Origin of the sequence: Limnospira sp. (assembly GCF_051859755.1) — a bacterium.
Classification (GTDB): domain Bacteria; phylum Cyanobacteriota; class Cyanobacteriia; order Cyanobacteriales; family Microcoleaceae; genus Limnospira; species Limnospira fusiformis.
Window position 1 is genome coordinate 16,191 of record NZ_JBIMLI010000056.1, and the last position, 12,600, is coordinate 28,790.

Genomic DNA, 12,600 nt, shown 5'->3' on the forward strand with positions numbered 1-12,600 from the left:
TTCCCCTTTCTTGATTGCTTCGATATATAGGCGGTTTTTGGCGGGTAGACTTAACTTCCCTTTTGGGACTTGGTTTAATCGACCCGCCGCCGCTGTTATAACTTCGCAGATAAAGGGCTAGTTGGGGAAACTTCCCTGGGTGAGATAATATGGCTAGTAGCCTGTCCGACAAAACTCTGTAATGTTGACAACTGCTGGTTATTTTGGAATACGGACTTGAGGGTATTTGAGAAGGACTCGATATTTAAGGAAAAGTTGTTTCCGGTTTCGCAGGTTTGGAAATACTCAACTAAACTCAAGCCAGCAATGCGAGTTAGATAAGCCGCCGTGACACCTTGAATAACTCCCCCAGCCACATAGGTGACGGTGTTAGTTTTGAGGAGGGTTGTTAAGGTTTTGGTGGATAACTCGACCAAGCCTAATTTTACCATTTGGGAACCGAGAGTTTTAGCGAGTTGCTGTGCTTGTTCGAGGGAAAATTGGCAACCGTAGACTTTCCCTAAGTCTAGCACTAACTGAGAAGTAATGGCAGCGGTGGCGAGAAGGTCTAAGGCGGGGACTGGGTTAGCAAAAGCAGCAGCAGCAGCGACCCATTGATATTGTTCTATGGTGGGGATGGCTTGCTGGCGGCGAATTGTGTTTAAATGGGTTTTAACGGTCTGCTGAAGTGCGATCGCTTTTCGGTAGGTGGTGGCCACAACTAAAGCCTCACCTGTCTCGGTCAAAAGGCGATCGAGATTTTCGGTAAGTGTTTCCATTTGCGGTAATGGTGTTTCCATCCATTCTTGAACGGAATTTTCATCCTGGTATTGGCGGACCTTAATGGGACTCGGAGAAGCGGAAATACCAATGATATCAGTCGCCGCCAATTGGTTAGCCATGGTTTGGCGCAGTTTTTCTAAAACGACTACCTGATGTTCCAAAGGACATTGGTCTTGTTTATTCCAAACCAATAGGGTGCGTTGGCGATCGCACAAATTCCCAAGGGTTTTATATTCAGGTTCAGTCAGATCACCATCTACCAAAAAGACAACTAAATCAGCGGTTAGCAAATGGTCCGAGGAGTCCGGGTCAACTTCGGTAATAGTTAAATGTTTCTGAGTCCAGGTAGTGGTTTCTAAAACTGTTTTTAAGGAAGTTTTCCCAACTTGTGGTTTCCCGGTAATAGCCAGGTATAAATCTTGTCTATCAATAGCTGTGTGTAAGTCAGCCACTTGCTTTCGCCAATCAGCCAGAGTCGGTGAGAGGTCATTTCCCACCCGGATAGTTTCCGCTTGATTCGCTAACTGATCAATTAAGGTTTCCGTTTCCTCAATAGCCGCTTGGGTCACTTCCCGACTAATAGGGGGGGAATTTTTCGTGTTCTGGTCGGACTGAGGAAGTTTTCGCTGTAGCCACCAGAGACCACCGCCTAAAGCGATCGCCCCAAAAATTGCTGTTTCTCCCAATTCCACCGCCGACTCACCCACTGTATCCCACAGCCAGAGAACCACAGATAACCCAATACCACCAACTAAGATGGGACGACGCAAGTAATCAACCATATCCGTTAATTTGCCATAACCCTGCTTCTAGTTTAGATCAAAACTGAGAGTTCTGCATGATAAAGTATTAGATTATGGTTCTAAAATTTCGATTTGCGATCGCCAGCGACTTACATATTGCCCTTCCTGAGACCATTTGGGATCATCCTCAACGCTTTCATTTAGTGGAAGTTAGCATTCCGGCGCTAGAACAGGTCTTTAAACATCTGGAAAAGCTGGATATAGACTTTCTGCTGCTACCGGGAGATCTCACCCAACACGGGGAACGGGACAATCACGCTTGGTTAAGCGATCGCCTAAAAAACCTACCCTATCCAGCTTATGTAGTTCCTGGAAACCATGATGTACCTTTAGCCGTAGGGGAAGGGTCCCTAATTGGTTTATCCGAGTTTCCCGAATACTATCCCCACTGCGGTTATCAAGACAGGAGTTGTCTGTACTACACCTGCGAATTAACCTCGGGAGTGCGCTTAATTGGTATCAATTCCAATTGGTTTGATGAACAGGGAAATCAGATCGGATATGTGGACGAAAAGCAGCTAGATTGGCTGAAAGGTGTTTTGGCTAAATCCACCGATGAATTGGTGTTAGTGATGATTCACCACAATATCATTGAACACCTACCCGGACAGTCTACTAACCCCCTAGGTCGGCGTTATATGTTGTCGAATGCTCCCCAATTGTTGGAGGTTCTGGAAGAGGGGGGAGTTAAGTTAGTTTTTACAGGTCATCTCCATGTACAGGATATTGCTCAATGGCGGGGAGTTTATGATATCACTACCGGTTCTTTGGTTAGTTATCCTCACCCCTACCGTATCCTCGATTTTTCCAGGGATGATCAGGGTCAACAGAAGCTGGAAATTGAGTCGCACCGCATTGTCTCAGTTCCCGATTTTCCTGACTTAGCAAGTATTTCTAGGGAATGGATGGGCGATCGCTCCTTTCCGTTTATGATGAGGTTATTAATGGGGCATCCCCTAGGTCTTTCCCAATTAGAAGCCGAGGAGTTGGCCCCCCGTCTGCGCTATTTTTGGGCGGATATTGCTGGCGGTGATGCCAGGTTTGATTTTCCTGACTTCCCCCCCCAACCGCGACAGTATTTTGAGGGGTTTACTGCCAGTGAGGCGATCGATAATCAGACAATTTTACTGTTATAGGCAATGTCATCAGAATATGGGAATGTGGGTATTCTATGCTCACCGACTACAAGGGAGTCTCAATCTATAGCAATAGGCGATCGTGTATTCATGACAAAATGAGAGAGAGGTTATAAGTTAGAGGCTAGAGGGTAGACACAAAGGGGATAGATTGAATGAACAATGGTCAAGTATCGATTTTCCTGCCTACCTTCTTCGGCGCGCTATAGATTTAGGCTTGATTGTTAAATAAATTTGAATTTGAGTTGCTGTTGACTCCCCCCCATGGGTCAATAGATGGTCACATACCCTACTCAAATATGATGGCTTGTTTGTATAAAAGAAGAATAGATTTGGGAATAAGCCTAAAGACTTACTGCTTACTTTGTTGATGATTAACTCGAAAGCCCTCGACTATGACCACCAAAGCTCATACACATCACTTACCAGTATCTTCTGGGTTCGGTTACGGAAAGCACCCTGACTTCAAATTGTCCGGCTATATACGCCAGGATAGACTGCAAAGGTTGTCTCAAAAAGGGATTATAATTACTACCTCAGAACTTGATGAGTTTGATGCTTACACCCAGAAAATTCGTCGTCAGTTATTGATATTAAAAGCTACATCGGTATCTTCTATGGATTGAAAAACTGTCCGGTTTGACTGCGCGAGACTGTCAAGGGACAGCATTTGACTTGATACTATCGTGATCGGAAAATGGCAACTTTGACTATAAGCTACCCCCAGGAAATTTATATAAGTCTTGGTTATTGTTGGCGATTGGTTAGATACAAATAACAAAACCTTGGTGAATTTATGGAGTGAAAATGATTATCATTCTTGCCCCAACTAGCCACGAAAATACGCCACTTGACAGCCCTTGAACAGGATGATAGAGTAGAGTCTATAGGTTAAAGTTAGTCTTCGTGTGGGTAAAAGCAGTTATTGAGTATCTGTGGCTACCAGGAAATAACCTGAAACAGCTATATTGCCGTATTTAATATGAGGTAAGCAGTGGGCGATCGCCTGAGTGAAATTTGCTGGCGAGACACGAATATTGTTTTAAGCCCCAGAGGCAGGGGTTGACAAAATAGCAAAAATGTGCATAGTGCCAGGATGCCAGTTTGATAGGTAAACTTTAGGATGCTTTTGTTTTTGGTGAAGGGTAATTAATGAAACCAGTTGTTTTCTGTGACTTTGACGGGACAATTACAGCAGAGGAGACCTTTGTGGCGATGCTAAAGCAATTCGCACCGGAGGCAGCAGAGGAGATTATCCCGAAACTATACACCCATGAGATCAGCTTACGTTCAGGGGTGCGAAGGATGCTAGAATCAATACCCTCGAGGGCTTATGGAGAGATTATCGAGTTTTCAAAAACTAAAGAAATGCGTCCTGGACTGGTGGAATTAATAGACTTTCTGGATAGCCAAGGAGTGCCGTTGGTGGTAGTATCGGGGGGGATTCGGATTATGGTAGAAACAGTATTAGGAGAATTAGTTAATCGGGTCGCGGGGATTTATGCGGTGGATGTGGAGACGGACGGACCGAATTTGCGGGTATATTCAGAGTTTGAAGGGGACACAGAATTACTAGCAAAAGTGCGGGTAATGGAGTTATATAAAGGTGACCCGAAAATTGCGATCGGGGATTCGGTAACGGACTTAAATATGGCGATCGCTGCTCCGGTGGTATTTGCGCGCGATCGCTTATCTGAGTATTTAGATAAGCAGAAAAAGCCCTATATAGCTTGGACAGATTTCTTAGATATTCGCGATCGTCTCCGAGAAATCTGGAATGCTTAATGAATCCCATAATTAACAGGAGTTTGACAAATGGCAGAGTTTACCAGAGTTCTCTCTATTGACGGTGGTGGCTTGCGAGGATTAATACCCGCCGAAATTTTGGTAAGTGTCGAGCATAAAATTCAGGAAAAAACTGGCAATCCTCAAGCTAGACTCGTCGAGTATTTTGATTTATTTGCTGGGACAAGCGCCGGGGGAATTATGACTTGTCTTTACCTATCTCCCGACCTACAAGACCCCACTAAACCCCGATGCTCTGCGGAAGAAGCCAGGAACTTTTTTTACCAAAATAGTCGTAATATCTTTTACCAACCTTGTAGCCACGCCATCAAAAACTTTTGGGGACTGTTAAACGAAAAATACTCCCATGAGAAATTCGAGTTAATGATGCAAAACTTTTTTGGGGACTTAAAGTTAAGCGAGTTATTAAAACCATCCTTAATTTGCTCCTATGAAATTTCTCGGAGAAAAACCCACTTTTTTACTCAACATGATGCGGTAGTCAGTCCTAGTAAAGACTATTATGTAAGAGACGTAATTCGCGCCACCTCAGCCGCTCCGACTTTTTTCAAGGTAGCCGCAATTAGGTCTTTAGGTGATGAAATGTATACCTGTGTTGATGGGGGAGTGTTCGCCAATAATCCAACCTTGTGTGCTTATGCGGAAGCTCGTAGCAAACTCCCAGATAATCCCACCGCTAAAGATATGGTAATTTTATCTTTGGGAACTGGGGACGTGAAAAAGGGATATCCTTATGAACAGGCTAGAAATTGGGGTCAGTTTCAATGGTTACTTCCCCTGTTTGATATTATTATGACCGGGGTGGCGGAAACCGTAGATTATCAAATGAGGCAAATTTATGATGCTACTAGAAGTCCTCAACAGTATCTGAGAATAAATACAACCCTGACGGATAAAAATATGCTACCCATAGATAAGTCATCTGACGAAAATTTGCAGGCTATTCGTCGTGTCGGTCAGCAATTGGCTGAGGACTATAGTGAGGAATTAGATGCAATTGTTGATTTATTGCTAAGGTAATGGAGGGATTGCTCTTAATTGCCTCTATTTTAAGCCTAAATGTTCCATCACTCCAGAGATAGCATTCATGCGTCTTGACTGATCATGTCTGACACAGGACTTAGCATCTATGGAATATGGACAAATAGGAGGATGAGCCAAAGTTGTCTGCTCATAACTGCCATTGATTTTAAATGAGTTGACTCTGGCTGAGAGGATAGCGTCAGTTCCCTTTTTTCTTCCGCGTAGTTCAGAAGCGTATAACTGAGGAAATTTTGCGCCGAAATAGGGACTCTGATTCCATAAATCTATCGCATTGATAAATCCTTCTAAATGTGAGTTAGGATTAATTCCGACTTCCCTAAATTGCTGTTCAATCACAAAGGACCGTGATCTGAGGTGTTGTAGACACCATTGGTTAGCCTCCTGTAGGGTTCCACCCCGTCCGTGGTTACTGCAAAAACCTTTATTTAGGATGCCAGTAGCTGGGTCAAAATGACCGGCAATTAGAGAAGTTCGTCTTCCATTGGTCTCGCAGTTTCCTTCGGCGGCGCAAATTGATAAAGCACCGAGACTGTTTAAATCTGCAAATAGGGTATTCAAGGGAACATTAACACCAGAGGAATGACCTAGTAACCAACGGCTACTGATTTGCTGAAACTTGGTCGGTTGATGCTTTTTGTCGATTTTATTTGACTGTGAATTTGCGAAAGAAACCATGGTTTTTTCGATTTTAATTCTGGCTGAGTAGATAGCCAAAAATCCCAAAAAACCTACCAGAAACCAAGTAATTCCTGTCACGGTGGGGTAATAATTGATTCGGTAATTAATCCGCCTTTTTTGACGAGAATTTAGCTGATGATAACGGTGGGTGTTGATGTATTTACCTGATGGAAGTTTATGCTTGAAAACAGCACGATTTTTCGCCATAACTAAAAATCAAAAATTCCTAAATTTATGAAGCTGACAACTTGAGGCTTTTCATAATCTATGGAGCCTTCAATATTGACAAGATGCACAATCAAATGTTCAATTGTTTTACATGGTTTTTATCCCCGTTTATAGTGAATTGAGTGGCTATGATGGTGGTTATCATCTAAGGGAAATAGGCTTAGGATAGGCTCTGAACACCACAACAGACTCAAAAAGCCTTCATAATATATCACCTGTTTTGAGTTATTGAAAGGCTAAGTTTCCTTGATCCCTGATGTTAAGTGTGGAAATTTTCCTATTATTTAAGGCTTCTAGCCGATCGCATTAGTTTTTGGGAACCGATAAAATTTATGTCTTAGGGAAGAAACAGACCCAGGGGTTGGTGACGGCGGGATATTGCCAAAAATGCTAAATTGCGGTTTGATAATATAACTCCCAATAACTCATAGATAATCAATATGGGAACTGAGCGCAGCTACCAAACCCTACCCTTCTATTGGCATCGCGATACCTTGGAAAACGATCGCCGATGGTTAGAATCAATTGTTCGGAATACCGCTCCGTTTTCAGACGCTTGGACGAAAGCTCGCATTGTCCAGCTTGGCTACCCATATCCCCCCAATACCAAACCCGGGACTGTGGAGGGACTGCCGACCTATGGGGGTTACACTTCCGAAGCAGAGATCGCCTCGGTGTTGCGATCGTCTTGTAACCTCCTGGAATACCCAGGCTTTGAGACTCAGGTAAATGAGGATTATGTGATCCGCACTCTCAATAGTTGGCATAATCGAGAATTTACTCAGGCGATCAGTCGCAACTTTGAAGTTTATGCCGATCGCTACCATAGCAATATTTTTTTAGTGGTCAGCACCGCCCCGAGTTCCCTAAATGTTGACCGCCAATTACCCAGTCGCGATCGCTTTCGTCCCCTGTTCAATATCGCTGAACTAGGTCAGATGATGCGCTTGGCGAATTTTAATCGCATTACCCTCCGTACCCACGGCTATGCCACCCCCCCAGAAAGGTTCTACCCCGCTTTTGTGAATGAGGCGGAGTCTCTTTCCCTCAAAGGACCCATTAATCAGGTGGGAACCTTGGAAGAAAAAAGTGTCTATATCGGCTATCACTGGCCGGGAGAAAGACCGATTTTGAGTCCCGGTCTATGGACTGACCCTTTCCGCTATTGGGGGATTTCTTTAAAGTTTCTCGTAGGTCTGGCTCTCGCAGCTTTTGGGGGCGGCTCTGTGTTATATTTTGTCCTAGGCTTATTAATAGCCCCCCTGTTGACAATATGGGGAATTAAACCGATTGTTGATTCCCTGTGGCAATGGATAACCTGGGATGCTCTGGCTGGTTTAATTAGCCAATGGCTGTGGGTGGCTTTTAGCGTGTTTCTTCTGTGGCTATTCCTATTCCAGTTGCTGCGGATTGTCGTCTATCAGCGCGATCGCTATCGCATTATTCACTACGGCGCACCAGACCTAGCAGAGTTCTTCTGGCGACTTGATAAGGCGCTGGGAGATAATCCCTATGCTTCTATGCCTTTTTTACCGGGGGAACAACCGCGATTATCCCCCCTCCCTACCTTGAACGTTAATCTGATTGGTCATAGCATGGGCTGCCTATTGGTGGTTAATGTTCTGCGAATTCTATCCGATCGCTTTGGGAAAGAGGATCGCTTAGTTCAACAAGGCAATGATATGGGGGAATACTTGCGCCTTGACCGCTTGATTTTATCTGCTCCAGATATCCCCTTAGAATTTTTGCGGGAGGGACGCAATAATTATGTGCGATCCGCTATTCTCCGCTGTCGGGAAATTTATTTGTTTTCTAGCGATCGCGATCTCGTCCTGCGTTACCTTTCTGTTTTGGGTAATTGGTTTAGTGAACCCAGCGTCGCTATGTCTGGCTTACGCTTGGGAAATGTTTACCTAAAAACAGTTAAAACACATGATGACCAAGAGGAATATCGACCATTTATTCGGATTATGGTCAATTCTCAGGCTGCCGTTGAACCTACCTCCGCTTATGATTTGTTTGAAAAGTTTAACTACTTCGACTGTTCCCAAATGTCTAAGATAAATGGCGTTAAATGGAAGTTAAACGCCGGGACGGCTTTACCCATAGATTTAGTAAATGCCCTCTTATACTTTGCTAATAAAATTGATGTTCACGGCGCCTATTACTGGGTTGATACTCCCAGTTTTGAGATTATACAATTTCTGATTACCCGCTATGAACTCTCTCGGTCAGATACTTTAGCCACCATTTACCAACTCATTGAAAATACTCCTATTCGTTTTCGTCCCAGTCAACCCTTTTCTAAGCCCCATATTGAATAGGTTTTGCTAATTTCTCCGGTGAGATAGATTTGATTTTCTCAAGAATGTTAAGAATTAATACAATTTAATTGCCAATTGCTCGCCAAAAGTTGACGAGATTATAGGGGTTGTGGTATCCTAAAAGAAATGGATCCCAAGGGCTTACCCTGTCTATATGCAAAAATAAAGGCTACAACCCCTATCCTGTCGCGATTAAAATTATTCTCTGACCAAAAGATTAAGCTGGCGATGCACGAGTTTTCGCGCTAAAGTTGGCCAGCCTTTTTAGGGGTATTGACAAAAACGCCATTTTATGATATTTGCATTAATCAAAGTATGCTAAAGCAGCAGCGATCAAGGAATAGGGAAGTAATGATTGATGGTTAATTACCCATTATAATTGGGATGACATTTTCTGCTTAAATTGTAGGAGAAATTTAAACCACAATTGAGCAGGTTTATCGTAGAATGTAAAGATATCACCGTAGGCAATTCGGGAGTTACGATGATGTTGCCAATGTCTTTCTGGGGTGGTGATACAGAGAAGTTTACAGATGTAGTTTATGGTGTTGGGTGTAGTCCATGTAGTGGGGGAAAGATGACGAAATTGTACATGAGATTGTGCTAAAACTAAACCCAGGATAGTACCGGTGGGAGAAATCGACCCAAAGATAGGTAAAAAGAGGAGATAGGGAAAGGCGGCTAAGAATCCAGTAATTAAAACGAGGGGATTTTGGGTAGCGATCGCATAGCGAATAAAACTGCGGTTATGGCTATGATGAACAGCGCCATGATATTTCCCGAAAATATGTTCAGGGACATGATAGAAAAAAGTTGAGATGAAATCCCCGGTCAATAGTAAGACCACGGCTATGAGAATAATCTTGATAACGGTCACGGCTTCACCCTCAGAATTTGCGGCTAGTGTAACCAATAGAGATTAAATTTAATTAATAGTTAGGTTAAACTTGAGAATCATCTAGGATAGGAGAAATTTAGGGATGTTGTTACCAGGGAAGCAACGGAGTAAACTAGACGAAACCGAGGATAGATTATTTTATGAGTATCCGCGATTTGTGACCCATGTTGACGAGGGATTTATTGATAGGTTAAGGGGGTTATATAGCGATCGCCTTTCAGACAATAGCAGAGTGTTGGACTTGATGAGTAGCTGGGTGTCTCATCTCCCGGATGATCGGAAATTCTCCCATGTAGAGGGACACGGTATGAATGAGGAGGAGTTGGCGCGTAACCGTCAACTGAACCATTATTTTGTTCAGGATCTGAATAAAGACCCGAAATTACCATTAGGCGATCGCGAATTTGATGCCGTGTTAATCTGCGTATCAGTACAGTATTTACAGTATCCTGAAGCCGTATTTAGTGAAATTCATCGTGTCTTAAAACCGGGGGGAGTGGTGATTGTGAGTTTCTCTAACCGGATGTTTTTTCAAAAAGCGATCGCCGCATGGCGAGACGGAACAGAACCCCAGCGAGTCAAACTCGTAGAAAGCTACTTTAACTCAGTCCGTAGTGGGGAATTACCCGGCTTCAGCGTCCCTGAAGTAATTATCAATCAGTCATCTGTCCCCCCGGTCTTGCAAATGTTAGGACTCGGTGGCGGCGACCCGTTTTATGCAGTGATTGCACATCGTCAAATTTGACGAATCATCTTAAACTTCTCGAGACTATAGCTGCTGAAAAACCTCTAGGGTCAGATATACAGGCTTTTCTGCCGTATTCTGACCCCAAAATTGGCTGATAGGCTGATCCTGGTCAGATTGAATCCAGAGGAGTTTCCCAGAAGTGCAGGTATAGGTCTGTTGACCATCACCACAGGGAATAGCCACATCTCCAGGCTTTAGTATCCTGACAGTCATCTGGGTGACAGGGGGATCAAGTTTGATGCTCTGTCTGGACATCTCTGGTAGGATGTTCAGGGAATAGGTTTTGAGGGGTTCTGCGGCTTGGACTGGTATCACCCAAGCGCAGAAAACCACCAGCACAGTTGTGAGTAGAATCTTCAATTTCATATTGACAAATATTTACCTTTGGTTTACTTTACCGAAATCGGTTAAGTGTGGCAAATATATGATTTTGAAGATGGATGGGGTCATCGAATTAGAAGAAGGTAAAATCTTCTATATCTATGGTAGTCGCTTCCACTCCATTTAAGAAGGCTAAGACCTCTCCGGTGTCGGCGATGATGATTTGAGATCCGGTGTCAATTTGAGCGATCGCTAATTGTCGAGGATCTAGAGCTGCCGTGATCCAGATTTGGTCAACACCCACTTCCAAATCAGCGATCGTATCTTGTCCGTAAGCGATCGCAAAAGTATCGCGACCTGCACCCCCAATCAGAAGATCATTACCCTTATCACCACTCAGGAAATCATCTCCATCCCCGCCAATTAGCGTATCATTTCCCTGACCGCCATAGAGAGTATCAGATTCTAAACCACCTACCAGAAAATCATTTCCGAGATTTCCCAACAGGAGATTATTACCCGCAATTCCTAACAGAGTATCATTGTCTTGACCTCCATAAATCGTATCATTACCCTGATTTCCTTGTAGGTAATCAGCTCCTTGATTTCCGAAGATTAAATCATTACCATCTCCTCCGTGGATAGTATCATTTCCTTGACCCCCATAAATCGTATTATTCCCAAATCCTCCCAGGATTAAATCATCTCCCTCGCCGCCGAAGATTAAATCATCTCCCTCGCCGCCGTCAATAGTATCATTTCCGATGTCTCCCCAAATTACATCATTTCCTTCTCCTCCCAACAGGAAATCATCACCTTGACCGCCATATAAAGTATCATTTCCCGGTCCTCCCAAGATGAAGTCATTACCTTCACCTCCCCACAACAGATTATTCCCAAATCCTCCTTCTAAATTATCGTCTCCTCCCATTCCAAAAATCGTGTCATTTCCACCCCGTCCATATATCGATTCAGCCATCGATGTACCCACTTTGAAGTCGTCGGCTTCCGTTCCTTCTAGGGTCTCCTCAGTCACATTAATTAAGCGGATTGAATCAATATTCAAACTGGGAATATTTACCAATGGGATATTAATACTACCACTGATGTCTAATGGTTGTATTAGTCTTGGTGTCACCACTGGAGTTAATTCCGACTCTGGTTGAAGGTTGCTTTCTGGAGTAGTTTCCGGTACAGGAACAGGTCCAGCAATAGGAGTCTCTTCCGGTTGCGGTTGCGGTTGCGGTTGCGGTTGTGGTTGCGGTTGTGGTTGCGGTTGTGGTTGCGGTTGTGCTTCAGGAGTAGGTTCAACCCCCACTTCCGGTTCGGGAGTCGGTTCCACTTCCGGTTCGGGTTCCACTTCCGGTTCAGGAGTCGGTTCGACTTCCGGTTCAGGAGTCGGTTCCGGTTCAGGAGTCGGTTCGACTTCCGGTTCGGGTTCCACCTCTGGTTCAGGAGTCGGTTCAACTTCCGGTTCGGGTTCCACTTCCGGTTCAGGAGTCGGTTCGACTTCCGGTTCAGGAGTCGGTTCAACTTCCGGTTCGACTTCCGGTTCCGGTTCAATTTCCGGTTCAGGAGTCGGTTCCGGTTCAGGAGTCGGTTCAACTTCCGGTTCGGGTTCCACCTCTGGTTCAGGAGTCGGTTCCGGTTCAGGAGTCGGTTCCGGTTCAGGAGTCGGTTCCGGTTCAGGAGTCGGTTCAACTTCCGGTTCAGGTTCCGGTTCAGGTTCCGGTTCAGTTATGGTTGAAAATTCATAAGCGCCAATATCAAATTCAAGAGCATGATTTAATCACAAATTCGGTTAATATTTTAGGGCAATACAGTATAATAAGCGAGAAGGGTTGAGGATAAA

General features: G+C 44.2%; 11 protein-coding genes. 6 read left to right on the forward strand and 5 right to left on the reverse strand.

Going from position 1 to position 12,600, the window contains the following annotated elements:
• Positions 1–95: 95 nt before the first annotated feature.
• Positions 96–1,544, reverse strand: coding sequence for a YcjF family protein (locus tag ACTIE0_RS11845; RefSeq protein WP_006670423.1), 1,449 nt, complete (start codon positions 1,542–1,544; stop codon positions 96–98).
• Positions 1,545–1,618: 74 nt separating this feature from the next.
• On the opposite strand from ACTIE0_RS11845, the gene ACTIE0_RS11850 reads away from it, so the two are divergent.
• The 4 genes from ACTIE0_RS11850 to ACTIE0_RS11865 all read left to right on the forward strand — a co-directional run bounded on the left by ACTIE0_RS11850 (position 1,619) and on the right by ACTIE0_RS11865 (position 5,527).
• On the forward strand, positions 1,619–2,701 hold the full coding sequence (locus ACTIE0_RS11850; RefSeq protein WP_006670422.1) for a metallophosphoesterase family protein: 1,083 nt from the start codon (positions 1,619–1,621) through the stop codon (positions 2,699–2,701).
• Positions 2,702–3,096: 395 nt separating this feature from the next.
• A complete protein-coding gene (locus tag ACTIE0_RS11855; protein ID WP_046319685.1) occupies positions 3,097–3,327 on the forward strand; it encodes a hypothetical protein in 231 nt (76 codons plus the stop codon).
• A gap of 526 nt (positions 3,328–3,853) precedes the next feature.
• Positions 3,854–4,486 (forward strand): HAD-IB family phosphatase, encoded by a 633-nt coding sequence (locus ACTIE0_RS11860; RefSeq protein WP_006625625.1) that lies wholly within the window; start codon positions 3,854–3,856, stop codon positions 4,484–4,486.
• Between the two features lie 30 nt (positions 4,487–4,516).
• Entirely contained in the window at positions 4,517–5,527 is a 1,011-nt protein-coding gene (locus ACTIE0_RS11865; RefSeq protein WP_006670420.1) for a patatin-like phospholipase family protein, read from the forward strand.
• A 24-nt stretch (positions 5,528–5,551) separates the two neighbouring features.
• Here the strand turns inward: ACTIE0_RS11865 and ACTIE0_RS11870 are convergent, their stop codons facing one another.
• On the reverse strand, positions 5,552–6,436 hold the full coding sequence (locus tag ACTIE0_RS11870; RefSeq protein ID WP_006670419.1) for a hypothetical protein: 885 nt from the start codon (positions 6,434–6,436) through the stop codon (positions 5,552–5,554).
• Positions 6,437–6,897: 461 nt separating this feature from the next.
• Between ACTIE0_RS11870 and ACTIE0_RS11875 the strand changes: the two genes are divergently transcribed.
• Positions 6,898–8,781, forward strand: coding sequence for an alpha/beta hydrolase (locus ACTIE0_RS11875; RefSeq protein WP_006670418.1), 1,884 nt, complete (start codon positions 6,898–6,900; stop codon positions 8,779–8,781).
• 373 nt (positions 8,782–9,154) lie between these two features.
• Here ACTIE0_RS11875 and ACTIE0_RS11880 read toward each other — a convergent pair whose 3' ends face one another.
• Positions 9,155–9,658: a sterol desaturase family protein gene (locus tag ACTIE0_RS11880; protein ID WP_006625630.1), complete on the reverse strand. Its 504-nt coding sequence runs from the start codon at positions 9,656–9,658 to the stop codon at positions 9,155–9,157.
• A gap of 103 nt (positions 9,659–9,761) precedes the next feature.
• Here ACTIE0_RS11880 and ACTIE0_RS11885 point away from each other — a divergent pair, with 103 nt between their 5' ends.
• The gene (locus ACTIE0_RS11885) at positions 9,762–10,424 is read left to right on the forward strand and encodes a class I SAM-dependent methyltransferase (RefSeq protein WP_006625631.1); all 663 of its coding nucleotides are present in this window, start codon (positions 9,762–9,764) and stop codon (positions 10,422–10,424) included.
• 24 nt (positions 10,425–10,448) lie between these two features.
• Here the strand turns inward: ACTIE0_RS11885 and ACTIE0_RS11890 are convergent, their stop codons facing one another.
• Both ACTIE0_RS11890 and ACTIE0_RS11895 read right to left on the reverse strand, forming a co-directional pair.
• Positions 10,449–10,793, reverse strand: coding sequence for a hypothetical protein (locus ACTIE0_RS11890; protein ID WP_006625632.1), 345 nt, complete (start codon positions 10,791–10,793; stop codon positions 10,449–10,451).
• Between the two features lie 88 nt (positions 10,794–10,881).
• Entirely contained in the window at positions 10,882–12,372 is a 1,491-nt protein-coding gene (locus ACTIE0_RS11895; protein WP_006670417.1) for a calcium-binding protein, read from the reverse strand.
• Between the last annotated feature and the right edge of the window lie 228 nt (positions 12,373–12,600).